26 protein-coding genes are annotated in these 25,398 nt (G+C 71.0%); 12 read left to right on the forward strand and 14 right to left on the reverse strand.

What is annotated here, in order from left to right:
- Positions 1–3 precede the first annotated feature (3 nt).
- Both VAB18032_RS07260 and VAB18032_RS07265 read left to right on the forward strand, forming a co-directional pair.
- The gene (locus tag VAB18032_RS07260) at positions 4–2,139 is read left to right on the forward strand and encodes a putative bifunctional diguanylate cyclase/phosphodiesterase (protein WP_013732142.1); all 2,136 of its coding nucleotides are present in this window, start codon (positions 4–6) and stop codon (positions 2,137–2,139) included.
- Positions 2,140–2,214: 75 nt separating this feature from the next.
- Positions 2,215–2,715, forward strand: coding sequence for a DUF456 domain-containing protein (locus VAB18032_RS07265; protein WP_013732143.1), 501 nt, complete (start codon positions 2,215–2,217; stop codon positions 2,713–2,715).
- Positions 2,716–2,945: 230 nt separating this feature from the next.
- On the opposite strand, the gene VAB18032_RS07270 is transcribed toward VAB18032_RS07265, so the two are convergent.
- Positions 2,946–3,854, reverse strand: a complete 909-nt coding sequence (locus VAB18032_RS07270; protein ID WP_043719960.1) for an oxidoreductase — start codon at positions 3,852–3,854, stop codon at positions 2,946–2,948.
- Positions 3,855–3,917: 63 nt separating this feature from the next.
- On the opposite strand from VAB18032_RS07270, the gene VAB18032_RS07275 reads away from it, so the two are divergent.
- Positions 3,918–4,502, forward strand: coding sequence for a TetR/AcrR family transcriptional regulator (locus VAB18032_RS07275; RefSeq protein ID WP_013732145.1), 585 nt, complete (start codon positions 3,918–3,920; stop codon positions 4,500–4,502).
- On the opposite strand, the gene VAB18032_RS07280 is transcribed toward VAB18032_RS07275, so the two are convergent.
- The 3 genes from VAB18032_RS07280 to VAB18032_RS07290 all read right to left on the reverse strand — a co-directional run bounded on the left by VAB18032_RS07280 (position 4,499) and on the right by VAB18032_RS07290 (position 6,584).
- Positions 4,499–5,110 carry a YdeI/OmpD-associated family protein gene (locus VAB18032_RS07280; RefSeq protein WP_013732146.1) on the reverse strand — a complete coding sequence of 204 codons (612 nt, stop codon included), beginning with the start codon at positions 5,108–5,110 and terminating at the stop codon, positions 4,499–4,501. The genes VAB18032_RS07275 and VAB18032_RS07280 overlap by 4 nt on opposite strands.
- A gap of 74 nt (positions 5,111–5,184) precedes the next feature.
- Positions 5,185–6,240, reverse strand: a complete 1,056-nt coding sequence (locus VAB18032_RS07285) for a hypothetical protein (RefSeq protein WP_013732147.1) — start codon at positions 6,238–6,240, stop codon at positions 5,185–5,187.
- On the reverse strand, positions 6,237–6,584 hold the full coding sequence (locus tag VAB18032_RS07290) for a PadR family transcriptional regulator (protein ID WP_232510701.1): 348 nt from the start codon (positions 6,582–6,584) through the stop codon (positions 6,237–6,239). The genes VAB18032_RS07285 and VAB18032_RS07290 overlap by 4 nt, the downstream gene beginning before the upstream one ends.
- 65 nt (positions 6,585–6,649) lie before the next feature.
- Between VAB18032_RS07290 and VAB18032_RS07295 the strand changes: the two genes are divergently transcribed.
- Positions 6,650–6,859, forward strand: a complete 210-nt coding sequence (locus VAB18032_RS07295) for a hypothetical protein (RefSeq protein WP_148272214.1) — start codon at positions 6,650–6,652, stop codon at positions 6,857–6,859.
- Here the strand turns inward: VAB18032_RS07295 and VAB18032_RS07300 are convergent.
- The gene (locus tag VAB18032_RS07300) at positions 6,856–7,263 is read right to left on the reverse strand and encodes a nitroreductase family deazaflavin-dependent oxidoreductase (protein WP_013732150.1); all 408 of its coding nucleotides are present in this window, start codon (positions 7,261–7,263) and stop codon (positions 6,856–6,858) included. The genes VAB18032_RS07295 and VAB18032_RS07300 overlap by 4 nt on opposite strands.
- 194 nt (positions 7,264–7,457) lie before the next feature.
- Positions 7,458–7,949, reverse strand: coding sequence for an SgcJ/EcaC family oxidoreductase (locus VAB18032_RS07305; protein WP_043719965.1), 492 nt, complete (start codon positions 7,947–7,949; stop codon positions 7,458–7,460).
- Positions 7,950–8,011: 62 nt separating this feature from the next.
- Here VAB18032_RS07305 and VAB18032_RS07310 point away from each other — a divergent pair, with 62 nt between their 5' ends.
- Complete coding sequence (locus VAB18032_RS07310; RefSeq protein WP_013732152.1) at positions 8,012–8,491, forward strand: MarR family transcriptional regulator; 480 nt, start codon at positions 8,012–8,014, stop codon at positions 8,489–8,491.
- 18 nt (positions 8,492–8,509) lie between these two features.
- Here the strand turns inward: VAB18032_RS07310 and VAB18032_RS07315 are convergent, their stop codons facing one another.
- The 4 genes from VAB18032_RS07315 to VAB18032_RS07330 form a co-directional block, all read right to left on the reverse strand.
- The gene (locus tag VAB18032_RS07315) at positions 8,510–9,622 is read right to left on the reverse strand and encodes a MerR family transcriptional regulator (RefSeq protein ID WP_013732153.1); all 1,113 of its coding nucleotides are present in this window, start codon (positions 9,620–9,622) and stop codon (positions 8,510–8,512) included.
- Between the two features lie 64 nt (positions 9,623–9,686).
- The gene (locus VAB18032_RS07320) at positions 9,687–10,055 is read right to left on the reverse strand and encodes a VOC family protein (RefSeq protein ID WP_013732154.1); all 369 of its coding nucleotides are present in this window, start codon (positions 10,053–10,055) and stop codon (positions 9,687–9,689) included.
- A 36-nt stretch (positions 10,056–10,091) separates the two neighbouring features.
- Positions 10,092–10,292, reverse strand: coding sequence for a DUF397 domain-containing protein (locus VAB18032_RS07325; RefSeq protein ID WP_013732155.1), 201 nt, complete (start codon positions 10,290–10,292; stop codon positions 10,092–10,094).
- Positions 10,283–11,050 carry a DUF5753 domain-containing protein gene (locus VAB18032_RS07330; RefSeq protein ID WP_043719968.1) on the reverse strand — a complete coding sequence of 256 codons (768 nt, stop codon included), beginning with the start codon at positions 11,048–11,050 and terminating at the stop codon, positions 10,283–10,285. Before VAB18032_RS07330 ends, VAB18032_RS07325 begins: the two co-directional genes overlap by 10 nt.
- A 276-nt stretch (positions 11,051–11,326) precedes the next feature.
- Here VAB18032_RS07330 and VAB18032_RS07335 point away from each other — a divergent pair, with 276 nt between their 5' ends.
- The 5 genes from VAB18032_RS07335 to VAB18032_RS07355 all read left to right on the forward strand — a co-directional run bounded on the left by VAB18032_RS07335 (position 11,327) and on the right by VAB18032_RS07355 (position 19,182).
- A complete protein-coding gene (locus VAB18032_RS07335) occupies positions 11,327–11,581 on the forward strand; it encodes a hypothetical protein (RefSeq protein ID WP_043719971.1) in 255 nt (84 codons plus the stop codon).
- A 101-nt stretch (positions 11,582–11,682) separates the two neighbouring features.
- On the forward strand, positions 11,683–13,047 hold the full coding sequence (locus VAB18032_RS07340; RefSeq protein ID WP_013732158.1) for a glutamine synthetase family protein: 1,365 nt from the start codon (positions 11,683–11,685) through the stop codon (positions 13,045–13,047).
- Positions 13,048–13,245: 198 nt separating this feature from the next.
- A complete protein-coding gene (locus tag VAB18032_RS07345) occupies positions 13,246–14,601 on the forward strand; it encodes an aldehyde dehydrogenase family protein (RefSeq protein WP_043719975.1) in 1,356 nt (451 codons plus the stop codon).
- Positions 14,602–14,603: 2 nt separating this feature from the next.
- Entirely contained in the window at positions 14,604–15,371 is a 768-nt protein-coding gene (locus tag VAB18032_RS07350) for a 3-oxoacyl-ACP reductase (RefSeq protein WP_013732160.1), read from the forward strand.
- Between the two features lie 160 nt (positions 15,372–15,531).
- Entirely contained in the window at positions 15,532–19,182 is a 3,651-nt protein-coding gene (locus VAB18032_RS07355; protein WP_043719980.1) for a SpoIIE family protein phosphatase, read from the forward strand.
- A gap of 43 nt (positions 19,183–19,225) precedes the next feature.
- Here the strand turns inward: VAB18032_RS07355 and VAB18032_RS07360 are convergent, their stop codons facing one another.
- Entirely contained in the window at positions 19,226–19,540 is a 315-nt protein-coding gene (locus VAB18032_RS07360; RefSeq protein WP_013732162.1) for an STAS domain-containing protein, read from the reverse strand.
- A 94-nt stretch (positions 19,541–19,634) separates the two neighbouring features.
- On the opposite strand from VAB18032_RS07360, the gene map reads away from it, so the two are divergent.
- Positions 19,635–20,492 (forward strand): type I methionyl aminopeptidase, encoded by an 858-nt coding sequence (map, locus tag VAB18032_RS07365; protein ID WP_013732163.1) that lies wholly within the window; start codon positions 19,635–19,637, stop codon positions 20,490–20,492.
- Complete coding sequence (locus VAB18032_RS07370) at positions 20,489–21,205, forward strand: VIT1/CCC1 transporter family protein (RefSeq protein ID WP_013732164.1); 717 nt, start codon at positions 20,489–20,491, stop codon at positions 21,203–21,205. Before map ends, VAB18032_RS07370 begins: the two co-directional genes overlap by 4 nt.
- A 167-nt stretch (positions 21,206–21,372) precedes the next feature.
- Here VAB18032_RS07370 and VAB18032_RS07375 read toward each other — a convergent pair whose 3' ends face one another.
- The 3 genes from VAB18032_RS07375 to VAB18032_RS07385 are packed head-to-tail and all read right to left on the reverse strand — an operon-like array spanning position 21,373 to position 25,321.
- A complete protein-coding gene (locus VAB18032_RS07375; RefSeq protein WP_013732165.1) occupies positions 21,373–21,843 on the reverse strand; it encodes a nitroreductase family deazaflavin-dependent oxidoreductase in 471 nt (156 codons plus the stop codon).
- Positions 21,844–21,860: 17 nt separating this feature from the next.
- The gene (locus tag VAB18032_RS07380) at positions 21,861–24,611 is read right to left on the reverse strand and encodes an ABC transporter permease (RefSeq protein WP_013732166.1); all 2,751 of its coding nucleotides are present in this window, start codon (positions 24,609–24,611) and stop codon (positions 21,861–21,863) included.
- Complete coding sequence (locus tag VAB18032_RS07385) at positions 24,608–25,321, reverse strand: ABC transporter ATP-binding protein (protein ID WP_043723355.1); 714 nt, start codon at positions 25,319–25,321, stop codon at positions 24,608–24,610. The genes VAB18032_RS07380 and VAB18032_RS07385 overlap by 4 nt, the downstream gene beginning before the upstream one ends.
- Between the last annotated feature and the right edge of the window lie 77 nt (positions 25,322–25,398).

Raw genomic sequence — 25,398 nt, forward strand, 5'->3', positions numbered from 1 at the left:
CTGATGTCGGCCGTCGGTGCCCCCGGAGGGCGTGCCGTCGATCCGGCCGGCGCGCACAACTACGCGACCGAGTGGGCGCAGGCGGTACGCCGGCTCGGCTTCGTACCGATGAGCGCGGCCGACACCGAGCGGCTGCTGTTGTCGTACACCCTGCGGCTGGCCGAGGCGCTGCTGCACGCCGACGAGGTGGCCCCGGTGGCGGCGGAGGTCGGTCAGGCCCTGGTCGAGGCGCACCTGACCGAACCGGACATGATCGAGTGGTCGGTGCGCTCGCTCGCCGACCGGTTGCCCGACCAGGTACTGGGCGGGTCGACCGGGCTCGACGACCGGATCGCGGTGGCGCAGGGCGCGCTCGCGGCCGGGTTCGCCCGCGCGCTGCGTGATCGCACCTTCGCCCAGCAGGAGCGGATTGCACGGTCGGCGTGGCAGGCCCGCGACGATGTCGAGCGGGCGTTGCGCGACAGCGAGGCCAGGTTCCGGGCGGTCTTCCGGGGCGCGGCGATCGGCATCGGCATCGCCGACGTCGACGGGCAGATCATCGACGTCAACCAGCCCTTCGCCGACATGCTCGGCTACTCCATCGAGGAGATGCGCCAGCTCAACGTGACGGCCCTGTTCCACCACGACGACGCACCCGGCATGTGGGAGCTGTACGGGGAACTGATCGAGGGCAAACACGAATCCGCACGGGTCGAGAAGCGGTACTACCGCAAGGACGGCACCTCCGTCTGGACGGACCTGGCAGTCTCGTTGATCCGGCACGACGACGGCCGGCCCCGGTTCACCATCGCCGTTGCCGAGGACATCACGCAACGGTACGAACTCCAGCGTCGGTTGCGCTTCCAGGCGCTGCACGACCCGCTTACCGAACTGCCCAACCGCACGCTGTTCTTCGAGACGCTGAGCCGCCTGCTCAGCGCCTCGGGCCGGGTCGGAGTCTGCTTCCTCGACCTCGACGGCTTCAAGGCGATCAACGACAGCCTCGGGCACGACGTCGGTGACCGGCTACTCATGACGATCGCCCGGCGGCTGGCCGGCTGCGTGGCCGAGTACGGCTACCTGGTGGCCCGGATGGGCGGCGACGAGTTCGTCATCCTGGTCGACGGCGACGCCGGGGTCGACAACATGATCGCGGTGGCCGAACTGGCGCTGACCGCCGTGTCCGCCCCGGTCTTCATCGACGACCACCAGCTGATGGTCTCGGCCAGCGTCGGCATCGTCGCCTCCGACCTCGTCGGCACCAGCGCCGCCGAGCTGATGAAGGCCGCCGACACCACGCTGTACTGGGCCAAGGCCGAGGGCCGGGGCCGGTGGGCGGTGTACGACCCGGAGCGCAGCGCCCGGGACATCGCCCGGTCGACCCTGCTCGCCGGACTGCCGGTGGCGTTGGACCGGGACGAGTTCGTGCTGCACTACCAGCCGATCGTGTCGCTGTTGGACGGTCGGATGCTGGCGGTCGAGGCGCTGGTCCGCTGGCAGCATCCGGAGCTGGGGTTGATCGGTCCGGACCGGTTCATCGGGTTGGCCGAGGAGACCGGTCTGATCGTCCGGCTCGGCGAGTGGGTGTTGCGGCAGGCCTGTCGGGACGCCCGTCGGTGGCACGTCGACTTCCCCGAGGCGCGGCTGGTGGTCAGCGTCAACCTGGCCGCCCGGCAGGCCGACGCTCCGGTGATCGTGGACACCGTGGCCGATGCCCTGTCCAGCAGTGGACTGCCGGCGGAACTGCTGCAACTGGAGTTGACCGAGAGCGCCGTGATGGGCTCCGGCGGTGAGCCGCTGCGGACGCTGTACCGGCTGGCCGAGCTCGGGGTCCGGCTGGCCGTCGACGACTTCGGCACCGGCTACTCGAACCTGGCGTACCTGCGTCGGCTGCCGATCACCTGCCTGAAGCTGGCCGCGCCGTTCGTCGAGGGCATCCGGGGCGACGAGCCGGATGCCGCCGACCACCGCGACGAGCGGATCGTCGACGCGCTGGTGCGGTTGGCCCACGCTCTGGAACTGTGGGTGACCGCCGAGGCGGTGGAGACCGAGCCGCAGGCCGAGCGGCTCCGGGCGCTACGCTGCGACTCCGCTCAAGGGCGCCTGTTCGGCCCACCAGCGCCCGCCGCAGCAATCTCCACCCGCCTGGCCGGCGGGTAAGGAAGGGCACCTTATTAACGCCTGCGGTAGAGAAAGGGCCCCCTTTTAACAGATGAAGCGATCGGATGGGGAGCCGTGAGCCTGACAGAGACCGGCGCCGTGGTTTCGGTGATCACCGCGCTGGCCATCCTCGCCGGGCTGGCCGGTGTGGTGGTGCCCGGCCTGCCGGCCCTGCCGCTGTGCTGGGGCGGCGTACTCGTGTGGGCGTTGTTCGGTGAGGCCGGCGCCGGCCGCTGGCTGGTGCTCGCGGCGGCCACCGTGGTTGCCCTGGGCGGCACCGTGGTCAAGTACCTCTGGCCCGGCCGCAACCTCAAACGGGCCGGCGTACCCACCGCCACGTTGCTCGTCGGGGCGTTGCTCGGTCTGGTCGGCTTCTTCGTCATCCCCGTCGTCGGGCTGATCATCGGGTTCGTCGTCGGCATCTTCCTGATGGAACGGCTGCGGCTGGGCGACACCGGACTGGCCTGGCCCGCTACCAAGCAGGCGGTCGCCGCCGCCGGCCTGGCCATGTTGATCGAGTTCCTCGCCGGGGTGGTGATCGGCGCACTCTGGGTGGCCGGCCTGGTGCTGACCTGACGGCCGGGCTCACTGAGGGCCGGGCTTGCTGGGGACCGGGCGGCGCGGGGCGGAGCCAGGGTAGGGCGCAGCGCCGTACCCGAGAGAGAGGTGACGTTCCCCGCGCCGCCGCGGCTGCCGGGCCGTTCCGAGGGCCCGGGTCGGCCCGTCGCGATCGGGCCTGGTCACAAACCCAAGGATGGGGTACGCCGACCTACCCGGCAACGCAATTGCGGGGCCACCGGCCGGGGTCACCGGCTCCGCGACGGGGTGACCGGCAGCGGAAACCGTACGCCGGTCAGTTCTTCGGAGGCCAGCCACAGGCGACGGGCGGTGGCAGCGTCCCGGGCAGCCTTGGAACGGCCGACGAGCTTCGGTGCGCCGCGTCCTTGCAGCAGGCCGCCGGGGCCGGCGTAACTGCCGCCCGGGATGTCGGCCACCGCCGCGTAGAGCGTGGGTAGCGCACCGTCCTGCTCGCTCTGAGCCAGGAAGTTGACCGCGACCGTGTGCACCAGACGCCTCCGCAGGGGTTCACCGTCGAGGTGCCCGATGAGGTTGGTGGCCGCCAGGCCGGGGTGCGCGGCGACCGCGAGCACCGGTGAGGCGGCCTCGGTGAGGCGGCGCTGCAGTTCGGCGGTGAAGAGCAGGTTCGCCAACTTCGACTGCGCGTACGCCCGGAAGGCCCGGTAGGGCTTGCGCTCCCAGTTGAGGTCGTCGAAGTCGATCGTGCCGGCCCGGTGCCCGTTGGAGGAGACCGTGACCACCCGGCCCCGGATCCGTGGCAGCAGCAGGTTGGTGAGCGCGAAGTGCCCGAGGTGGTTGGTGCCGAACTGGAGTTCGAAGCCGTCGGCGGTGCGGCCGAGCGGCGGGACCATCAGGCCGGCGTTGTTGATCAGCACGTCGATCGGGTCCTGGAACCCCTCGGCGAACGTCCGCACCGAGGCGAGGTCGGCGAGGTCGAGTCGGCGTACGAGAACCTTGCCGGTCATGGTCGTGGCGGCGGCCTGCCCCTTGGCGGGGTCGCGGACGGCGAGCACGACGCGGGCGCCCTTGGCGGCGAGCGCGCGGGCGGCGGCGCGGCCGATGCCGCTGTTCGCGCCGGTGATGACGACGGTCCGGTTGTTCATGGCAGGGATCTGACCGGGCGTGAATGTTGTCATGGGAAACAATGTATGCACTGACAACAATGATGTCAACGACTACATTCCGTTAGAGTGGAGCCCATGTCCGCGTACCATCACGGGAACCTCCGTGCGGCACTGCTCGCCGCCGCCGAGCGCAGCCTGCGCCAACACGGCGCGGAGCAGCTCTCCCTGCGCGAGCTGGCGCGGGAGGCCGGGGTCAGCCACGCCGCGCCGCGCCGGCACTTCCCCGACCGCCAGGCGTTGCTGGACGCGCTCGCGGAGGCTGGATTCGCCCGCCTGGACGCGGAACTGCGCGCGGCGCTCGCCGCCGCCGGGCCGGAGTTCGAGCCTCGCCTGCACGGCGTGGCAACCGCCTATCTGCGGTTCGCCACCGAGGACGCCGCGCTGCTGGAACTGATGTTCGCCGGCAAGCACCGCGAAGGCGCCGACCGGCTCGTCGCCGCCGCCGCGGCGGCGTTCGGACTGCTTGACGATCTGATCGTGCAGGGGCAGAAGCAGGGCGTACTCGCCCCCGGCGACCCGCAGCAGGTGGGCATCGTGCTGTTCGCGACCCTGCACGGCATCGCCACCCTGATCAACGGCAACCTGGTCCCACCGCACCTGGTCGACGGTCTCGTGCCGGCCGCCGTCGACCAGTTCATCCGAGGATCGCGACCCGACTAGCCGGTCGGCGGCGTCGAGGGCCTGGCCTTCTGCGGGTAGACCGTCTCGTGGCGGGCCAGCATGGCGACGAACTCGACGATCTTCCGCTCGCGGGTCTGCGCCCGTTTGGCGGCGTTGAGACGGTGGATGAGGGCGAACCGGTTGGTCTTGGTGAGCACGTCGAACATGGCTTGAGCAGCGGGGTTGGCGGCAATGGCGGCGAGCAGATCGGCCGGCACCTCCGCTTCCGACGGCGGGGCGTAGGCGGCGGCCCAACGCCCGTCCGCCTTCGCGGCCTCCACCGCGGCGCGGCCGGACGGCTGCATCCGCCCCTGTTCCTCAAGCCGGGCCACATGGGACACGTTCCGTTGCGACCACGAACTGCGGGACCGGCGCGGAGTCAACCGGATCCAGGAACTCTCCTCGTCGCGTTTGCGGGCCTGCCCGTCGATCCAACCGAAGCACAGCGCCTCGTCGACCGCCTGCTGCCAGGTCAGCGTGGTGACGGTGCCACCCTTTCTGGTCAGCGCCAGCCAGACCCCGGCCGACGTGGCGTGGTGGGCCGACAACCAGTCGCGCAGCGCATCGGCGTCCGCGACGATCAACTCATCCAGTTCCGCGCTCCCCATGACGGCAGGCTAACCGCTGGCTCTGCCATTTTTACGCTTGCCGGGCGCGCGGAATCTCGGACCGTGACCGGCTGCTACGACGGTGTGGTGGGTTTCGGGGTGGCGGCGGGGGCCGAGGGAACGTTGCGCAGCGCGCGAAGGGCCGACACCGCGAGCGGTACGCCTACCGCGAGCACGGCGATGACCTGAACGAACGCGATCGTGGTGAGCGTCGTGCGCTCTGCCTGGTCGAGGAAGTCGGGCAGGGTAGCGGCGCGCAGGACGAGCGCGGTTGCGGCGAGCAGCGTGAACGCCAGTGACCACGGCAGGGTGCGCGTCGATCGACCGGTGGCGCGAGCGGTCAGGTGGACCGCCATGGCCACAGCGACCGCCGTGCACAACAGGCCCGGCCAGTCCAGCAGTCTCAGCGCCGGTTCGACCGCCTGAAGGCTGAACAGCGGCAGGGCGACGAGGAAGATGCCGGTCGGTAACGCGAGGAGCCATGGCCGGCGTGACACGGGTGCGGCACCGTGGGGGAAGGCCGCCATGGCGAGGAGCAGAGCGACGTCGACGAGCCGCATCGCCCAGGGCGACACGGTCAGCGGTACGTCGCCGACGGCCTGTGCCATCGCGACGGTGATCGCGGGGGGCACGATGGCGATCAGGGCGACCGCCTGGGCCACGCGTCGGTAGCCGAGGACGAGCGCGAGGTAGGCCGGCAACCAGGCGTAGCCGGCAAGGTGCCACGTCGTACTCCAGATGCTCGCCGGTGTGCTGAACGTCAACTCGGGTGCCGGAGCGGGCAGCCAGGCGAGCTTCCCGGCGTACCACAGTGTGACGGCGATGCTGCCGGTGACCATGACGGCGTGGGTCAGCAGCAGCATCAGGGTCGCCAGCCGCACCGCGTGTCCCCACACCCGCGACCGGGGTGACGTGTCGGCGCGCAGGCGCAGCCGCACCGCGAGCGCCACGATGCTGGCGGCCTCCGACAGGCTCGGCCGGCCGTAGTCGGCGAGGTACGCGGTGGTCTCGGGGTCGCCGGTGTCCATGCTCTCCAGGAAGGCGGCGACCATGTCGTCTTCCCACTCCTGCCGGTAGGCGGCGGGCAGCAGGCGTAACAGCAGGCGGTAGCGCTCCTCCAGGCGACTCACGACGACGTCCCCGTGATCGGGTTGCGCTGCTCGTGCAACCGGGTGGAGGCGAGGCGCGCGTTGGCGGCCAGCCGGTGCGCCTCCGCGGCGAGGGTGGCGCGGCCCTGTTCGGTCACCCGGTAGTACCGGCGCAATCGCCCCTGCCACGCCTCCTCGCGGTCCAACTCGACCAGGCCGTCACCGACGAGTCGATCGAGGACTCCGTACAGGGAGCCGATCTTCAGCTGCACCTGCCCCTGGGACAGGTCCGCGACCTCCGCGACGATCCCGTAGCCGTGGCGCGGGGCGTCGAGCAGCGCGGTGAGGATGAAGAAGGCCGGTTCGGTCATAGCCCGAGCACTCATCCCCCTAATATAGTGGAAGACAAGATATCCTGGCGTACGCAGGCGCCGACGACAGGGGAGTGATCATGGGTGACGGTGACGCGGACGCCGGGGACTTCGGCGGGCCGGACTTCGCTCCTGCGATACCGGCGGCAGAAAGCAGCGCCCTCGGCGCCCCGCCCGCCGGCCACGCGGCGATCGTCCTCGGTCCCGGATTCCGTGGTCACGTCATCCTGACCACGTCCGCCCCGAGGCCCGCCGCCCAGCCGGCAGGCGAAGATCCGGGCGACGCCTAGCGCACCGGCTCCAGCACCACGACGGGAATCCGACGGGTGGTCTTGCGCTCGTAGTCGGCGAAGAACGGGTACGCCGCCTTCTGCGCGCTCCAGATCCGATCCCGCTCGTCGTCGGTGGCGACTCGGGCGACCAGCTCGACCGTCTCCGTGCCGATCTCCGCCTGCACCCGGGGGTGGGCGAGCAGGTTGTGATACCAGTCGGGACTGGTGGGCGCGCCCGCCTTGGAGGCGAACACGGCGTAGCCGCCGTCCACCTGCTGGTACATCACCGGGTTCACGCGCGGCAGGCCGCTCTTGGCGCCGACCGTGTGCAACAACAGCAGCGGCTGGCCCGCGAAATGGCCGCCCACCTGCCCGCCGTTGGCCCGAAACTCGGCGATGATCTTGTCGTTCCAGTCGCTCACGTCGTCTCCTCAGTGCACAGTCGGCTCGTGCCCGCAATCCTGGCAGCTCTGCCACGGCCCTGACAGGGCGACGCGACCGCCTGTCCGGCGAGGCCGGGCGACGGAGATGCGGTGCACGTGGTTGAGCCGGGAGCGTGGTCGAGTGAGCGTGGACGGGCGGGCGGCCGGGCCCGCCCGATGAACCGGCGTGCCGGTCAGATGCGGGCGGCGGCTCGGCCCATGCCGAGGCGGCGGGCTGCGTGACCCATGGCCTGGGACATGCGGGAGGGCAGCGAGTCCGGAGCCGGGATCTGCACGGGGCGCACCCGTCCGTTGTGCAGTGCGGTGAACCGCCAGCCCTGGTCGGTGCGTACGGCGACGAGGGTCTGGCGGGACAGGCGTCGCCTGGGCAGCCTGGAGCGCCAGGGCATCAGCACCGACGCGGTGCCGTGGACGATCGCGACTCCCGGAACGACGTACCGGATCGACTCGATGTCGCCGACGAGTGCGGACCCGGCGAGCACGCCGCGGAACAGTCGATCGTGGGCATCCTGCATGTCGTGGCGACCGACGGCTCGGGTTCCGTCGTAGGAGACGTAGTCGGAGTCGTCGGTGAAGCAGGCCCCGTAGGCGGCGGCGTCGTTGTCGGTCCAGGCCCGCATGAGTCGATCGAACAGGTCGCGGATCTGGCGGTCGTCCATGGTCATCTACGCCCCCGTGGGCTAGGATCGCTTCGATCATCTGATCTTACGATAGCAGAAGGTTTCGAATGTCGAAAGATGGCCTCATCCGGGACGTGGCGATGCAGCTACGGCTGCTTCAGCAGAGCTTCGACGCCTTCGACGAGGCCGCCGCCGCTCGGCTCGGGCTCAACCGCACCGACCTGCGGGCGCTGGATCTCGTCCTCGCCAACGACGGGCCGTTCTCCGCAGGGGAACTCACCCGCGCCCTCAAGATCAGCCCGGCGGCGACCACCACGGTCATCGACCGGCTGGAACGCGCCGGCCTGGTGGCCCGTACCCGGGACGCCGAGAACCGACGACGGGTCCTGGTCACCGCCACCGACACCGCCCGCGCCGTGGAACAGGACATCTACCTACCCGTCGGCGAGGCCGGCGCCCGGGCCCTCGGCGGGTACAGCGGGGACCAGCTCGCCACGATCCTCGACTTCCTGAAGACCGCCCGCCACGTGCAGGAAACCCAGACCGCGCGGCTGAGCGAGAACCCCGCACCACCGCCGGGCCGCTGATCCGCTCACCAGCGCCGGTCAGGCCACAAGCAGACGGAGGCCGAGTTCCGCCGCGTCGAGGGCGAGGATCTCGCGGTTGCGCTCGACCCACCGGCCGGACGCGAGGTCGTCGCGGAGCGTCTCTACCGCCCGTCGCTGCGCCTGCGGGCCGACCCTGGCCCATACCGACACCGCCCCGCGGACACGTTCGTCCAGGTACGCCTCAGGGCGGCGCCAGTGTGCCTCGAAGAAGCCGTCCGCACAGTCCCACGGAATGAGCACCGGCTCCATGTGGGCCCCGATCGCGCGGGCCACCTGGTCCACCGACGGACGGTCGGCCACCAGGTCGACGACCTCGGGCAGGTAGTCGCGGGTGAGCCAGAACCGGTGCCGCCAACCAGTGTCACTGGCATCGTGGGTGAACACCACCACCCGCCGGGCCACCCGCCGCATCTCGCGCAGCCCGGCGATCGGGTCGTGCCAGTGGTGAATGGTGCTGAAGGCCATCGCGGCGTCGAACGACTGGTCCTCGAACGGCAGGCTTTCCGCAGCGGCGGCCACGCACGGTGCCGCGCCCGGGGGACGCTGGGCCCGCATGACCGCCGACGGCTCCACCGCCGTGACCTCGCGGTCGGGCGGCTCGTAGGAGCCGGTGCCCGCCCCGACGTTCAGGACCGTCCGTGCGTCGCCCAGCGCCGCCCAGACCCGCGCGGCGATCCGGGGCTCGGTGCGCCGCGTCGCCGGGTACGCCGACCCGATGGCGTCGTACAACCGGGCACCGAACGCTTTCAGCGGCACCTGCGGCGTCGTGACCCCCATCGCCCGCGCCGCCAACTCCCGGTCGATGGCCGCCACCATGGCGGCGGCCCGGTCCTGCCGGTCCACCAGCAGGCCACGCAACCGGCGCAGGTGCGCGACCGCGTCGGTGGCCGGGTCGCCCACCAGATCGGCGATCTCCCGCAACCCGAAACCGAGCCGCCGGTACGCGAGCACCTCCCGGAGCCGCTCCACATCCTCGGCGGAGTACGCCCGGTGCCCCGACGTGGTCCGTGCCGACGGCACCAGGAGGCCGACTTCGTCATAGTGGTGCAGGGTGCGAACGCTGACGCCGGTCAACCGCGCCACCCGCCCGACGGTCAGGAGCTCATCCACGCCACCGACTATGTGACCTGACGCCACGTGAGGAGCAAGCGTTCCGCCGGCGACATCCGCAGGGCTACGCCTCGGCCCAGACGCCCAGCTCGTTCCCGCTCGGATCGGTGAAGTGGAAGCGACGACCACCGGGGAATTCGTACGGCCCCGCCACCACCGTGCCACCGGCCTTCTCGACCGCCTCGACGCTCTGCTCCAAATCGGCCGAGTAGAGCAGCACCAACGGACCGCCGCCCGTGCGTGCCTGCTGCTCCTGACGCAGGCCGCCCACCTCAGCGCCGGAACCGCCCCGGATGCCGGCGTACGCCGTGCCGTAGTCGGTGAACTGCCAACCGAACGCTTCGGCGTAGAACCGCTTGGCCTCGGCCAGGTCGGTGACCGTGAACTCGATGTAGTCGATGCAATGGTGGCGGTGCGTGGTCGGCTGCGACATGCCCACCATTGTTCGGGCGGGTACGACGTTAAGCGGTCAGCCCACGGGACCGATCTGCCTGGCGAGGTCGACGAAGGACTGCCACGACGACGGCGTGAGGCGCAGCGTGCCGCCCTCCCGGTCCTTGGTGTCCCGGACCAGCACGACCCCCGGCAGATTGTCGGCAACCTCGACACACGACCCGCCGTTGTTGCCGCTCTTCGTGCTCTTGCGCCACTGCGCGCCAGTCAGGTCCATGACTCTGCCGCTTTCCTGATCAAGTCCAGGGACTGGGCTCGGGAGAGGCACTCGCCTCTGATGCGCTCCCACCTTCGACTGAGGGTAGCAACTTCCTCGGCTCCCGTAACGATCTCTGCCCGCGCTTGGCTGTCCGCGTGGGCGACGTACTCGCCGCCGGGCAACTCGGCGATGATGAAGCCGCCGCCGAGGCCCGGATACATCCCGACATCCTTCGGTACGACGAGCACCTGCACCGCAGGAAGCGCCGCGCACGCGAGCAGGTGGGTGAGCTGCTCGCGCATCAGATCGCGGTTGCCGTAGGCCGACTGGTGGAGCACCCCTTCGAAGACGGTGGCGACGAGCATCGGGGGCCGATCGCGGCGCAGGATGGATTGTCGGTCCAGCCGGGACGCGACGAGTCCGTCGACGTCGTCCGGTGCCAGCACCTCTCCGGCGAGGGTGGCTCGGGCGTACGCCTCGGTTTGCAGGAGGCCGGGGATCCATGCGTGCTCGAACCAGCGCAGGGCGACTGCCTCGCGTTCCCAATCGACCCACTCCCGTAGCCAATGCGGCTCGCGGCGCTTCAGGACATCGGGCCATAACGCTGAAACGTCCCGTCCCAGGATCGCAGCCACCTGCGCGCGTCGGCGCGGCTGAGGAATTCGTCCCGGCGAGATCCAGCGCGCCGCCGTCTTGGGGTCCACCCCGGTCTGGGCTGCCAAGCTCTCTGCCGTTTCGCCTGCCTCGGCCATGGCTGCTTGAAGTGCATGGTTCATCCCGCCTCCAAGGGTGGATGTCCTGAACGTCCCCGAGAATAGATGAACGTCGTGTACTGATCCCGTCACTGTTGGCAGCGTGTCGGTCGAGCGGGCTTGCTCTGTCGGGATCGGCGGCGGGGTGGGCTCCTGCGCGGGGTCGCCCTGCTTCGGCCGGGCGGGGTGACCCCCTCCAGAGCCGAGAGGGGTCGACATGTCTGTTCGTTCGCGTCTGTTCGCCGTACCTTGTCTCGGGGTTTGGGGCGACGCCGCAGGCCGCAGACGGTGGGTGCGCTGATGGGGCGGCGGGTGATTCCCCATGTGGCGATGCGTCCGCTCTGGCGGTGCCGCAACTGCGGTGCCGAGTGGCCCTGTCAGCCGGCCCGGCTGGCGCTGCTGATGGAGTACCGCAGGGACCGGCTCGGGTTGCTGCTCTACCTGGGTGGGCTGATGGTCCAGGCCCGCGATCAGCTCGCCCAGCTCAACCCCGAGCACACCCCGGATCTGTACGACCGCTTTCTCGGCTGGGCGCGGCGGCGCGACCGGAGGTGAGCGGTTGTCGGTTTGTCAGGGCAGGGGATCGGGGTACGAGCGGAGCGGCCCATTGACGGTCATCGGCGCGGCCGGTAGACCTTGGTGATGGAGGCTCGCGGATGAGGAAAGGCCCGCTGACGCTGGAACAACTGCGGGTCGCCGTCGCCGAGGGTGAGATCGACACGGTGGCGTTGGCGCTCGTCGACATGCAGGGCCGGTTGCAGGGCAAACGGTTCCATGCGCCGTACTTCCTCGATCAGGTGGTCGGCCACGGCAGCGAGGGGTGCAACTACCTGCTCGCCGTGGACGTCGACATGAACACCGTCGACGGGTACGCGATGTCGAGCTGGGAACGCGGCTACGGCGACTTCGTGATGAAGCCGGATTTCGACACGTTGCGCCGGGTGCCGTGGCAGCCGGGCACCGCCATGCTCCTGGCCGACCTGGAGTGGCCGGACGGCGGCGGTCCGGTGGTCGCCTCGCCCCGGCAGATCCTGCGCGGTCAACTGGACCGCCTGGCCGCGCACGGGCTGACCGCGTACGCCGGCACGGAGTTGGAGTTCGTGCTGTTCCGGGACTCGTACGAGCAGGCGTTGGCGCGTGGCTACCGCGACCTGACCCCGGCCAACCAGTACAACGTGGACTACTCGCTGCTGGGTACCGCCCGGGTCGAGCCGCTGCTGCGGCGCATCCGCAACCAGATGGCCGGCGCGGGGCTGACCCCGGAGAGCGCGAAGGGGGAGTGCAACCTCGGTCAGCACGAGATCGCCTTCCGGTACGACGAGGCGGTGGCCTGCGCCGACCACCACGTGATCTACAAGAACGGGGCGAAGGAGATCGCCGCCCAGGAGGGCATGTCGATCACCTTCATGGCCAAGCCGAACGCCCGGGAGGGCAACTCCTGCCACATCCACTTCTCGTTGCGGGACGCCTCCGGCGGCTCGGCGATGCTCGGCGACGGCCCGGCACACCTGAGCGTCACCGGGCAGCGGGTGCTCGCCGGGCTGCTCGCCACCATGCGTGAGCTGAGCCTGCTCTTCGCCCCGAACATCAACTCCTACAAGCGGTATCAGCCGGGCTCGTTCGCGCCGACCGCGCTGCGCTGGGGCACGGACAATCGCACCTGCGCGCTGCGCCTGGTGGGGCACGGCCAGGGGATGCGGGTGGAGAACCGGGTGCCCGGCGCCGACGTCAACCCGTACCTGGCGATTGCGGCGCTGGTGGCGGGCGCGGTACGCGGCATCGAGCAGGAACTGGAGTTGCCACCGGAGTGCACCGGCAACGCGTACGACGACGCCGAGGCCGACCGCGTCCCCGGCACCCTGCGCGACGCCCTCACCCTCTGGGAGTCCTCCACCATGGCCCGTGAAGCCTTCGGCGCCGAAGTGGTCGCCCACTACGCCAACATGGCCCGCGTAGAACTCTCCGCCTTCGACGCCGCCGTCACCGACTGGGAACTAACCCGTGGCTTCGAACGCCTCTAACCCTCCCTCCCCACCCCCGCCCCTCCTTTCCGCCGCGATCTTGCACTTTGTGTCGCTCTTTCGTGGCGGTTAGCGGCTTTTGTCCCGACCAAAAGTGCAAGATCGACGGGCTGAGGCGGGTGGGGTGGGTGGGGTGGGTGGGTAGGGGTGGGTGGGGTGTTGAGGGTGTTGAGGGCGCTGAGGGAGAGGGGGTTGGGCGTGGGGGTGGTTTGGGATCCGGCTCGGGGAGTGGTGTTGGGGGAGGTTGCGGGGTGTTCGGTGGGGGAGGTGGATGCGGCGGTTGCGCGGGCGGGGGTTGCGTTTGAGCGGTGGCGCAGGGTGGCGCCGGGGGAGCGGGCGCGGATGCTGCGGCGGTTCGCGTCGGTGGTGGATGCGCATCTGGAGGAACTTGCGGGGCTGGAGGTGCGTAATGCCGGGCACACCGTCGGCAATGCTCGCTGGGAGGCGGGCAACGTGCGGGACGTGCTCGACTACTACGCGGGCGCGCCCGAGCGGCTGACCGGACGGCAGATCCCGGTGCCGGGTGGGCTGGACGTCACCTTCCACGAGCCGTTGGGCGTGGTCGGGGTGATCGTGCCGTGGAACTTCCCGATGCCCATCGCCGCGTGGGGCTTCGCCCCGGCCCTGGCCGCCGGCAACACGGTGGTGCTCAAACCCGCCGAGTTGACCCCGCTGACCGCGCTGCGGCTGGCCGAGTTGGCGCTGGAAGCGGGCCTGCCCGAGGGGGTGTTCACCGTACTGCCCGGTCGGGGTGACGTGGTCGGCGAACGGTTCGTCACCCATCCGGCCGTACGCAAGATCGTTTTTACCGGTTCCACCGAGGTCGGCACCCGGATCATGTCCGGCTGCGCGGCCCAGGTGAAACGGCTGACCCTGGAGTTGGGCGGCAAGTCGGCGAATGTGGTCTTCGCCGACGCCGACCTGGAACGGGCGGCGGCCACCGCGCCGTACGCCGTCTTCGACAACGCCGGCCAGGACTGCTGCGCCCGCTCCCGGCTGCTGGTGCAGCGGTCGGTCCACGACCGCTTCCTCGAACTGCTCGAACCGGCGGTGCAGGCCTTCCGGGTCGGTGACCCGGCCGCCGAGGAGACCGAGATGGGGCCGCTCATCTCGGCCGGGCACCGCGACCGGGTCGCCGGCTACGTCGACGACGCGCGGGTCGCCTTCACCGGCGGTTGCCCCTCCGGCCCCGGCTACTGGTACGCCCCGACGGTGCTGCTCACCGACTCGCCCGCCGACCGGCACTGGCGGGAGGAGGTGTTCGGCCCGGTGGTCTCGGTGCTCCCGTTCGACGACGAGGCCGACGCGATCCGGCTGGCCAACGACACCGAGTACGGCCTGTCCGGCTCGATCTGGACCCGGGACGTGGGCCGGGCGCTGCGGGTGGCCCGGGCGGTCGAGTCCGGCAACCTCAGCGTCAACTCGCACTCCTCGGTGCGCTACTGGACCCCGTTCGGCGGCATGAAGCGTTCCGGGCTGGGCCGGGAACTGGGCCCCGACGCGCTGCACGCCTTCACCGACGTCAAGAACGTGTTCATCAGCACAGAGGAGTGAGCATGCCGGGACGGTTGCAGGACCGGGTCGCCGTGGTGACCGGAGCGGCCAGCGGAATCGGGCTGGCCACGGTACGCCGGTTCGCCGCCGAGGGGGCGCAGGTGGTCTGCGTCGACATCGACGCCGAGGCCGGTCGACGGGCCGCCGAGGAGGTCGACGGCAGCTTCGTCGCCGCCGACGTGGCCGACGAGGCGGCGGTGCGGGCCCTGTTCGACGGGGTGGTCGAGCGGTACGGGCGGGTGGACGTCGCCTTCAACAACGCCGGCATCTCCCCACCGGACGACGATTCGATCCTGGAAACCGGCCTGGACGCCTGGGAACGGGTGCTGCGGGTCAACACCACGAGCGTCTACCTCTGCTGCAAGTACGTGATCCCGCACATGCGTCGGCAGGGCCGTGGATCGATCATCAACACCGCCTCCTTCGTGGCGCTGATGGGTGCTGCGACGTCGCAGATCGCCTACACCGCGAGCAAGGGTGGCGTGCTGGCGCTCACCCGGGAGCTTGGCGTGCAGTTCGCCCGGGAGGGCATCCGGGTCAATGCCCTGTGTCCCGGCCCGGTGGCCACCCCGCTGCTGCGGGAGTTGTTCGCGGCCGACCCGGAACGCGCCGCGCGTCGGCTGGTGCACGTGCCGATGGGGCGTTTCGGCGAGCCGAGCGAGATCGCCGCCGCGGTCGCCTTCCTGGCCAGCGATGACGCATCGTTCATGACCGCTGCACAGTTCGTGGTGGACGGCGGGATCACCGGAGCGTATGTCACCCCGCTGTGATGGCCCCAATGCGAAAAGTGATCGGCCCGGGTGGTGCCGCGGACCGGACGGCTCCAAGCAGCGTCTGGCAGTCCTGATGCGTTACGTTGCTGGCCCGTCGGGGTAGAAGGCGGACGCGGCAGAGATGATCGGAGCGCATGTGGACGGCCGGGGAGGCTGCATGAACTCGGCCCAAGGGGGTGCGGGCGGAGGCTATCCGTCCGGGACGGACGGCCGGATTCCGCCTCTTCTCGCGGCAGCCTTCGCCGGGGGCGGCGAGATGGGCCGGTTGCTGCGCGATCATGACTGGTCGGCGAGTCCGCTGGGCGTCCCGGAGCACTGGCCCGACGCGCTGGGCAACGCGTTGAGCACGATGCTCGCCTCCAAGGCGCAGATCGTCGTGTTCTGGGGCGAGGAGTTACGCGCCTTCTACAACGACGCCTACCGGCCGACCATCGGCGACAAGCATCCCGCCGTGCTCGGGCAGCCGGCCCGCGAACACTGGGCGGAGACCTGGGAGGTGCTGGGGCCGCTGCTGACCGGGGTGCTGCGCGACGGCGAGGCGTACCAGGCGCAGGACCATCATTTTCTGCTCGACCGGCACGGCTTCGTCGAGGACGTCTACTTCGACGTCTCCTACGACCCGATCCGTGGCGCGGACGGGGCCATCCACGGCGTCCTCTGCATCTGCAGCGAGACCACCGGCCGGGTGCTCGGTGAACGCCGGTTGCGCGCCCTGGCCGAACTCGGGTCGGAACTGGCCGATCCGGGCAGCATCGAGGACCTCGGTCGCGCCGTCACGGCCGTGCTCGACCGGCATCGCGCGGACGTGCCCTTCGCCCTGCTCTATCTCGACGCCGGCGACGGGCACCTGCGTCGGGCCGGAATGACCGGGCTCGACAGCGCGCCCGCCGATCCGGCGAGCCGGCTGGTCGAGGTCGCGATGACCGGTGCCGCCGTCACCGTGCCCACCGTCGATCTGCTCGGCCGGGTCCCCACCGGAGCCGCCGACGAGGTGGTGGTGCTGCCGATCAGCGCGACCAACGAGCCGGCCGGTGTCCTGGTGCTCGGCGTGGCCCGCCGGCTGCCGTTCACCGACGACTACCGCACCTTCTTCGAGCTGGTGGCCGCCCAGATCTCCCGGGCGGTCGGCAAACAGCGGGCGTACGAGCAGGAACGGGCCCGCGCCGCCGAACTGGCCGCGCTGGACCTGGCGAAGACCAACTTCTTCGCCAACGTCAGCCACGAATTCCGTACGCCGCTGACGCTCGTGCTCGGCCCGCTGGAGGAGATGCTCGCCGATCCCGAGCTGCCGGAGGCGTACACCCAGCGGCTCACCGTGATGCACCGCAACGGGCTGCGACTGCTCAAGCTGGTCAACACCGTGCTGGACTTCTCCCGCCTGGAGTCGGGCCGGCTGGCCGCCCACTACGAGCCCACCGACCTGGCCGACTACACCGGCAGGTTGGCCAGCACCTTCCGCTCGGCCACCGAACGCACCGGCGTGCGCCTGGTGGTGGACTGTCCGCCGTTGGCCGAGCCGGTCTACGTCGACCAGGACATGTGGGAGAAGATCGTCCTCAACCTGGTCTCCAACGCCGTGAAGTTCACCTTCGACGGCGAGATCCAGATCCGGGTCCGGCCGGTCGACGGGGCGGCCCGGCTGGAGGTCACCGACACCGGCGTGGGCATCCACCCGGACGAACTGCCGCACGTGTTCGAACGCTTCCACCGGGTGCCGGGGGTGCGTTCCCGCAGTCACGAGGGCACCGGCATCGGGCTCGCGCTGGTCCGTGAACTGGTCGAGATGCACGGCGGGCAGGTCAGCGCCAGCAGTCAGGTCGACAAGGGCAGCACCTTCGCGGTCACCATCCCGTTCGGCACCGCGCACCTGCCCGCCGAGCGGGTCGCCGACGCCGACCCCACCGAACGCGAGCTGCGGCAGGCCCCGCTGTTCGTGGCCGAGTCGGCTCGCTGGACCAGCGACGACCACGCCACGCCCACCCCCGGATCGGTCCCGGCCGGCTCGCACGGCCGCATCCTGGTCGTCGACGACAACCCCGACCTGCGCGAACACGTGGCCCGGTTGCTCGGGCCGACCTGGGACGTGGTGACCGCCACCGACGGCGTCGAGGCGCTGCGGGTAGCCACCGAGGTTGCCTTCGACCTGGTGCTCACCGACGTGATGATGCCCCGGCTGGACGGATTCGGCCTGGTCGCCGCGCTGCGCGCGGACCCCCGCACCCGGTACGTCCCGATCGTGCTGCTCTCCGCCCGAGCCGGTTCCGCCGAAGAGGTGGCCGGGCTGTCGGTCGGCGCGGACGACTACCTGACCAAGCCCTTCTCCGGGCAGGAGCTGATCGCCCGGGTCCGCGCCAACGTGGAACTCGGCCAGCTGCGCGGCCAGATCATCCGCCGGCTGCGCGCCCTCGCCGACGCCGCGGTCGCGGTGAACACCGCCCGGTCCACCGCCGACGTGCTCCAGGTCGCGGCCCGGCACGCGCTCAGCCTCGCCGAGGCCGTCCGGGTCGTGGTCGCCGCCGGCGGGGCACGGTACGAGGCCGACGGCGGCGGCACCGCGCCGGTCGACCCGTCCTTCGTGCTGCCGTTGACCGGCGTCGCCGGACGGCAGCTCGGTGAGCTGCGGGTGTGGCGGCCGTCCGTGGACGGCATCGGCACCGACGAGGCCGCGTTGACCCAATTGGCCCGACTGGTCGGCGTCCGGCTGGAGAACGCTCAGCTCTACGAGGCCGAGCACCGCATCGCCACCACCCTGCAACACAGTCTGCTGCCCCGTACGCTGCCGCAACTGCCCGGCACCGTGGTCGCCAGCCGCTACCTGCCGGGTAGCGCCGACGTCGAGGTGGGCGGCGACTGGTACGACGTCGTCGCCCGCGACGACGACGAACTCGTCCTGGTGATCGGCGATGTGGTCGGCAAGGGCGTGCCGGCCGCGGCGGCCATGGGTCAGCTGCGCAACGCGCTGCGGGCGTACGTGCTGGAGGGTTTCGACCCGGGTGAGTCGCTGACCCGACTGAACCGGCTGGTGGACTCCACCGAGTCGCGTACCTTCGCCACGGTCTTCTGCCTCTGGTTCAGCCCGCGTACCGGGCAGTTGCGCTACGCCAGCGCCGGCCACCCGTCCCCGCTGCTGATCCGCGGCAGCGACGTGGCGTTCCTGCACGACCGGGCCCTCGGTCCGCCGGTCGGAGCGATCCCCGGCGCGGCGTACGAGACGGTCTCCGGCGAGCTGCGGGCCGGTGACCGTCTGCTGCTCTACACCGACGGGCTGATCGAGGACCGGCAGGTCGCCATCGACGTGGCCCTGACCCAGTTGCGGGCCGACGCCGCCCGGGCCAGCGAACACGTGGCGGATCTGGTCGACACGGTGGTCAACCGGGTCGCCGACCGGCCGCGCCGCGACGACGTGGCGGTGCTCGCTCTGGAGGCCACCGAACTCAACCGGTTCGCGCTGCGGCTGCCCGCCGACCCGACCCGGCTGAGCGTGCTCCGCAAGCGACTTGAGGACTTCCTCGTCGCGCACGAGGTGAGCGAAACCGACCTGTTCGACCTCACCGTGGCGGTCTCCGAAGCGGCGGCGAACGCGATCGAGCATCCGGTCGACCCGGTGGAGCCGGTGATCGAGATCGAGGTGTCGGTGGAGAACCGGGAGGTCGTGGCGACGGTGCGGGACACCGGCCGGTGGCGCAAGTCGACAGGTTCGGGCTTCCGGGGCCGGGGCCTGTCGCTGATCCGGGCACTCGGGGAGCTGTCGGTCGACCACACCCCAGAAGGGACGCAGGTCACCCTGCGCCGAAGGCTGGAGGACTGAGTCCTCCCGACCGCCGCACTTGATCTTCGCGTCGGTCGGCCGGTCAGCCGGGCGGCAGCCAGGGTTGCCCGCCCAGCCCGGCGATCTCCAGCACCCGGGTGACCTGTCGGGAGGGCAGCACGGTCAGGGTGCCCGGATAGTGGCCGGCGAGTCGAACCACCGCATGGATGGCCGCCGAGTCGAAGAAGGTGACCGCCCGCAGGTCGAGGGTCACCCGGGCCGCCGGCTCGCGGAGCGCGGCCTGCAGCATGGTGTCGGCGGTGGCCATGTCGACCTCACCGGTGACCACCACGATGAGGTGATCACCGTCGGTCTCCGCGACGGCGGAGAAGACGGGAGGTGCGCTCCCTTGATCCACGCTGACACCTTGACACAGCGTTCCTGGTGTGGCAACAACCGTCGGTCCCGGACGGTGTTGGGGGTCACCGAGCGCTCGGCGATAGGCTTGCCGCATGACCGTCCGTGCGCCGCTGACCCCAGGCAGGCAATCCCCGTGGCGGCAGGTGCCCGCCAACATCGCCCGGCCCGAGTACGTCGGTAAGAAGGCGCCCCGGCCGTGGCAGGGGTCGCACGTGCAGACTCCGGAGACCGTCGAGAAGATGCGGGTCGCCGGGCGGATCGCCGCCCAGGCCGTGCAGCTCGCGGGGGAGCACTGCAAGCCCGGCGTCACCACCGACGAGATCGACCGGGTGGTGCACGAGTTCCTCGTCGACCACGACGCATACCCGTCGACACTGGGCTACAAGGGCTTCCCGAAGTCCTGCTGCACCAGCCTCAACGAGGTGATCTGCCACGGCATCCCGGATTCGACGGTGCTGGCCGACGGCGACATCATCAACGTCGACGTCACCGCCTTCATCGGCGGGGTGCACGGCGACACCAACGCCACCTTCTGCGTCGGTGAGGTCAGCGAGGAAGCCGGGCTGCTCGTCGAGCGGACCCACGAGGCGATGATGCGCGGCATCCGGGCGGTCGCCCCGGGCCGCCAGATCAACGTCATCGGCCGGGTCATCGAGTCGTACGCCAAGCGGTTCGGTTACGGGGTGGTCCGTGACTTCACCGGCCACGGCATCGGTGAGGCGTTCCACAGCGGGCTCTACGTGCCGCACTACGACAGCCCTCGGCCCACCGACGTGATGGAGCCCGGCATGACGTTCACCATCGAGCCCATGATCACTCTCGGCACCTACCAGTACGACCTCTGGGACGACGGCTGGACGGTGGTCACCAAGGACCGCAAGTGGACCGCCCAGTTCGAGCACACCATCGTGGTGACCGAGGACGGTCACGAGATCCTGACCCTGCCGTGACCGAGACTCCGGCGGCGCTTCGGGAGCCGCACCACGCGGACGTCTCGGGCGGCTGGCTGCGGCCGGCCGTCTTCGGGGCGATGGACGGCCTGGTCACCAACATCGCGCTGATCGCGGGCGTGGGCGGCGGCGGAGTGTCGCCGCGCAACATCGTGCTGACCGGCACCGCCGGTCTGGTCGCCGGCGCGATCTCGATGGCGCTCGGGGAGTACACGAGCGTCCGGTCGGCCAACGAGCAGATCGCCGCCGAGGTGGCCAAGGAACGGCGCGAACTGGAACGCAACCCCGAGGGCGAGGCCAGGGAACTGGCCGAGATCTGGGTCGCCCGAGGTCTGCCGGAGGACCTCGCCCGGCAGATGGCCGAGGCGATCCGCCGCAACCCGGAGACGGCGCTGCGCGTGCACGTGCAGGAGGAGTTGGGCGTCAACCCGGACGAACAGCCGAACCCGTGGACGGCGGCGACCTCGTCGTTCCTCTGCTTCTCCGTCGGCGCGCTGGTGCCGCTGCTGCCGTATCTGCTCGGTGCGACGAGCCTGGCGCTGGCCCTGGCGGTCGGCGGGCTCGGCCTCTTCGTCGCCGGCGCGGTCGTCTCCCGGTTCACCAACCGTCGCTGGTGGACCGGCGGCCTGCGCCAACTGCTCCTGGGCGCCGCCGCCGCCGCAGCCACCTACGCCATCGGCACCCTCATCGGCGTCCAAGGCGGCCTAGGCTAGCCCTCCCCCCACCCCCACCCCTCCCACCCCACCCCCACCCCCACCCCGCCCCCGCCCGACCGCACCGTCGATCTTGCACTTTCTGTCGGGGTGAAAGCGACTTAAGCCGCAATTCAGCGACCAAAAGTGCAAGATCGACGGGGCAGGGGCAGGGGCAGGGGCAGGGGCTAGGGGGTGGTGGGGGTTAGGCGGAAGATGCGGATTTGGCGGCCGCCGGATCGTTCGACGTAGGCCTGGTAGGCGGGCCACTCGTCGAGCAGCAGTTGCCACAGGCGGTCGCGTTCGGGGCCGGTGGCCAACTCGGCGCGTACCGGGATGCGTCGTCCCCCGACGTCGACCTCGGCTTCGGGGTTGGCCAGCAGGTTGAGCGACCAGGCCGGCTGGTGGGTCTGTCCCCAGTTGGAGCCGATCACGACGTACGAGGTGCCGTCGGGTACGTACAGCAGGGGGTTGCTGCGGGGTTTGCCGGAGCGGCGACCGGTCGTGGTGATGATTAGGGACGGTACGAGCCCGAGCGCCACCACCCGGCCCCGGGTGAGCCGCCCGACGAGCCGGTCGGCGGGGACGAGCAGGCGCATGGCGGCACCGAACCAGCGGTGTCGTCCGAGTCGGCGGGTGAGGGAACCCAGAGTGGACATTCTCCTAGTGTCCCGGCTCAGTCCATCCGTCGTTCCACCGGCAGCCGGGAGCGGGTGAACAATGCCGCCCCGACCATCGCCACCAGCGGCACCGCGACGAGTACGCCCAGGGTGATCCAGGGCACGATCACCGGGTACGGCGGCTCGATCGGCCAGGTGTCCACGTACCGCTGGTTTGTGGAGAGCAAGATGATCATCGCGGCGCCGAGGCCGGCGACGATGCCCAGCGCCGAGCCGAGCACGGCGATCACACCGGCCTGGCAGAGGGAGAGCAGTCGACGTACGCGCGGACTGGCGCCGACCGCGGCGAGGGTGGACAGGTCGGCGCGCCCCTCGGCCGCGGCCAGGCCGGTGGCGCTGGCCGTGGCACCCACCGTCACCACCGCGGAGACCCCGGCCAGCAGGAGCAACCCGCCCAGCGTGCCACTGCGGTAATGCGCATCCGAGATTTCCACCCCGAGCGGTCCGATCGCGCGGATCGCGGTGTTGAACCGGATCTGCTGCTCCTGCTCGGGTACGGAATCGCTGCCGATCGCCCAGCCGGTGTGTCTGGTGACGAGTCCCAGCCGGTCGGCTGCGGCCGGAGACAGCAGCAGCCACTTCATGTCGAGATCGTGGTGCAGCGCGTGGCCGGACACCTCCAGGGTCCGCACCTGCTCCTGCCGCTCCTCGTCGAGGTGGCGGAGCACCTGCAACTCCACTCGACCGTCCACCACGTAGCGGGGGTCGGTCAGCACCGCACCGCCGGCGCGCAGCACGGCGGTGGCGGCGGCGACCTGATCCGGCCCGGCACCGGTGAGGATCGGCAGCGCCGACCCGTCGTCGACGGCCACCCGGAAGGTGAGACCGAAGTAGTCGTCGGGTCGTCCCTGGCAGCGGGGGTCGGCCCGGGCCTGGAGCTGCTCGGCTTCGCTGAGCGTCCGGTCACTTCGCCACGGGCAGGCCCGCTCGGGCGGCAACGTCGCGGTGATCAGACAGTTGTCCGGCAACCGCACGCAACCGGCCGACATCAGCGGGGCGATGGCCCGGGCGTGGAGATGTTCGCGAGCCGGTTCGGTGATCTCGGCGAGCGTGGGAGGCGAATGGTCGCCGGGCGCACCGTCGACCGATACAAGCACGCTGCGGTCCGGCAACGACGGTCGGAACCGCTCCTCGTCGCGCGCCTGCTCACTGACCAGCAGCAGACCGAGTGCGACGCTGCCGGCGACCGCGGCCATCACCGCGGAGATGGCGGGCGCGGCCGAGGACCGGTTGCGGCTGGCGTCGCGCAGTGCCATCCGGGGCACGAGTGGCAGGAACCGGCCGACCCGGGCCACCAGCCCGACGAGCGTCGGGGTGGCGAAGACCAGCCCGAGTTCACCGACCAGCAGCCCGGCGAGGGTGACCGAATCCGAGGACACCACCGCACCGAGCGCGGCCACCGCGGCCCCACCGGCGGCCAGCAGCAGGCCGACGATCAGCCACCGCCGCGAGTGCACCGGAGGCGTACGCCGGTTGGCGAGCCCGGCGACCACGTCCTGTCGCGCGGCCATCCACGCCGGTGTCAGGGCCGCCAACACCCCGGCGAGCACCGCGACCAGCCCGATCACGACAAGGGCGGCGGGCCAGAACCGGTACCCGCCGAAGCGGTGCTGGAAGACGAACTCCTCCATCAACGGTCGACCGGCCACGGCCAGACCGATGCCGAGCGCGATGCCGAGCAGGGCACCGACGGCGCCGAGGACCACACCGTCGGCGAGTACCACCCGGCGCAGTTGGGCGGCGTCGCCACCGGCCACCGCGACCAGCGCGAGTTCCCGCCGTCGGCGCCGTACCCCGACGGCGAAGGCCGGGCCGACCAGCAGCACCACCTCAAGCAGACCGAGTCCGCCGATCAGCACCCCGAGGCTGAGTTCCTCCCGCGCCCCGATCCCGCCGCGCCACGCGGCGTCGTACTCCGTCGGTGGCGCGGGAGTCCGGGTGGTCACCACCACGCCGTGGTCGTTGAGGTGGCGGAACAGGTCGGTGGTGATCGGTCCGGGCAGGTCGACCAGGAAGACAGGGTCGATTTCCACCGCGCCCGGTGGCACCCCGGCGGGGTGCAGGATCGCTGCCGGGCTCAGCTGATCGGGAGCCTCGATCACTCCGACGACCGTCCAGCTCTGCCTGCCGTTGCTGGCGTTGACCTGGTCACCGAGGGCTACGCCGAGCTTGCGCCGAGCGGCCGGGTTCACCGCGATCTCGTCGGCACCGACTGGTGCCCGGCCGGCGTGGATGTGCGCCAGTCCGCGTCCGAGCGGATCGGTCAGGTCGACCACGGACGCGGTCAGCTCGTGCATGTGGTCCTGGTCGTCATCCCAGGTGGTGATCGGCAGCCAGCGCACCACCGGCAGGACGTGGCTGCCTTCGGGAAGGAGGGCGGCGATCTCCTGCGTGCTGGGCGGCCGCGGAACCTCGGTGGTCTCGTCGTCGTTCTCGACCGCCACGTTCCAGTGGTCGCCGTTGCCGCTCTGGGTGATCGGGCCGGCGCGGGAGACGAGTCGCAGCTCGGCGTCCGCCGCTGCCAGTTGGCGGTCGAGTCGTTCGTCGGCGGTGAGCCGCGACATGTCCACGCTGACCGCGACGAAGGTGAGTGCCAGCACCGGCAGGATGATCATGCTCAGCACCAGGGCGGTACGGCCGCGCGCTCGCCTCGCCTCCCGGCGGGCGATGCGCAGCGCGGCGCGCCACGACCCGACGAACTCGGCCGTCCGTGCCTTACCGAACCTCGGGCGTCCCTGCTCGCTCACCGGCCGCTGCCGGAGAGCAGGGATTCGATGCCGACCAGCGGTGCGGTCGAGTCGACGGCCAGGCCGTCGCGCAGGAACACCACCCGGTCCGCCCAGCCGGCGTGTCGGGCCTCGTGGGTGACCAGCACACCGGCGGCGCCCGCGTCGACCCGGCGGCGCAGCAGCCGCAGGACGGCCTCCCCGGTCTGCGAGTCCAGTGCTCCGGTCGGCTCGTCGGCCAGCACGAGGCGACGCTCGCCGACCAGGGCCCGGGCGATCGCCACCCGCTGCTGCTGACCGCCGGAGAGTTGGTCCGGAACCCGATCGCCCAGCTCCGACATGCCCACCTCGGTCAGCGCGTCAAGCGCGAGCCGCCGGGCCCGGCGCACACCCGTCCCGTCGAGTTCCAGGGGCAGCGCGACGTTCTCCACCGCGGTCAGGCTGCCGATGAGGTTCAGGTTCTGGAAGATGTAGCCGATCCGGCGTCGCCGCAACCGGGCCAGGCCGCTGCGGTCCAGGGCGTGCAGCGGCTGGCCCTCGACGTGCACCTCACCGGAGGTCGGGCTGTCCAGGCCACCGGCCAGGGTGAGCAAGGTCGACTTGCCGGAGCCGGAGGGACCCATCACGGCGACCAGTTCGCCGGGGCGTACGACCAGGCTCACTCCGCGCAGGGCGTGGACGGCGGCGGGGCCGTTGCCGTGGGTGCGGTGTACGTCACGCAGTTCCAGCACCGCGTCGGTCGTCGTCGCGGTCGGGGCGCTGCCCTGGCCCCCCGCGCCCGGCTGACCGCTGCGATTGGAAAGGGCAG

This window comes from Micromonospora maris AB-18-032, assembly GCF_000204155.1.
In the GTDB taxonomy this organism is placed as follows: Bacteria; Actinomycetota; Actinomycetes; order Mycobacteriales; family Micromonosporaceae; genus Micromonospora; species Micromonospora gifhornensis.

Coding starts and splice junctions, on each gene's coding strand:
- VAB18032_RS07295 (WP_148272214.1), top strand. CDS start 6,650: ATGGGTGACGGTGACGCGGACGCCGGGGACTTCGGCGGGCCGGACTTC.
- VAB18032_RS07355 (WP_043719980.1), top strand. CDS start 15,532: ATGAACTCGGCCCAAGGGGGTGCGGGCGGAGGCTATCCGTCCGGGACG.
- VAB18032_RS07335 (WP_043719971.1), top strand. CDS start 11,327: ATGGGGCGGCGGGTGATTCCCCATGTGGCGATGCGTCCGCTCTGGCGG.
- VAB18032_RS07275 (WP_013732145.1), top strand. CDS start 3,918: ATGTCCGCGTACCATCACGGGAACCTCCGTGCGGCACTGCTCGCCGCC.
- VAB18032_RS07320 (WP_013732154.1), bottom strand. CDS start 10,055: ATGTCGCAGCCGACCACGCACCGCCACCATTGCATCGACTACATCGAG.
- VAB18032_RS07310 (WP_013732152.1), top strand. CDS start 8,012: ATGTCGAAAGATGGCCTCATCCGGGACGTGGCGATGCAGCTACGGCTG.
- VAB18032_RS07340 (WP_013732158.1), top strand. CDS start 11,683: ATGAGGAAAGGCCCGCTGACGCTGGAACAACTGCGGGTCGCCGTCGCC.
- VAB18032_RS07290 (WP_232510701.1), bottom strand. CDS start 6,584: ATGAGTGCTCGGGCTATGACCGAACCGGCCTTCTTCATCCTCACCGCG.
- VAB18032_RS07325 (WP_013732155.1), bottom strand. CDS start 10,292: ATGGACCTGACTGGCGCGCAGTGGCGCAAGAGCACGAAGAGCGGCAAC.
- VAB18032_RS07350 (WP_013732160.1), top strand. CDS start 14,604: ATGCCGGGACGGTTGCAGGACCGGGTCGCCGTGGTGACCGGAGCGGCC.
- VAB18032_RS07260 (WP_013732142.1), top strand. CDS start 4: ATGTCGGCCGTCGGTGCCCCCGGAGGGCGTGCCGTCGATCCGGCCGGC.
- VAB18032_RS07305 (WP_043719965.1), bottom strand. CDS start 7,949: ATGACCATGGACGACCGCCAGATCCGCGACCTGTTCGATCGACTCATG.
- VAB18032_RS07375 (WP_013732165.1), bottom strand. CDS start 21,843: ATGTCCACTCTGGGTTCCCTCACCCGCCGACTCGGACGACACCGCTGG.
- map (WP_013732163.1), top strand. CDS start 19,635: ATGACCGTCCGTGCGCCGCTGACCCCAGGCAGGCAATCCCCGTGGCGG.
- VAB18032_RS07330 (WP_043719968.1), bottom strand. CDS start 11,050: ATGAACCATGCACTTCAAGCAGCCATGGCCGAGGCAGGCGAAACGGCA.
- VAB18032_RS07280 (WP_013732146.1), bottom strand. CDS start 5,110: ATGGGGAGCGCGGAACTGGATGAGTTGATCGTCGCGGACGCCGATGCG.
- VAB18032_RS07270 (WP_043719960.1), bottom strand. CDS start 3,854: ATGACAACATTCACGCCCGGTCAGATCCCTGCCATGAACAACCGGACC.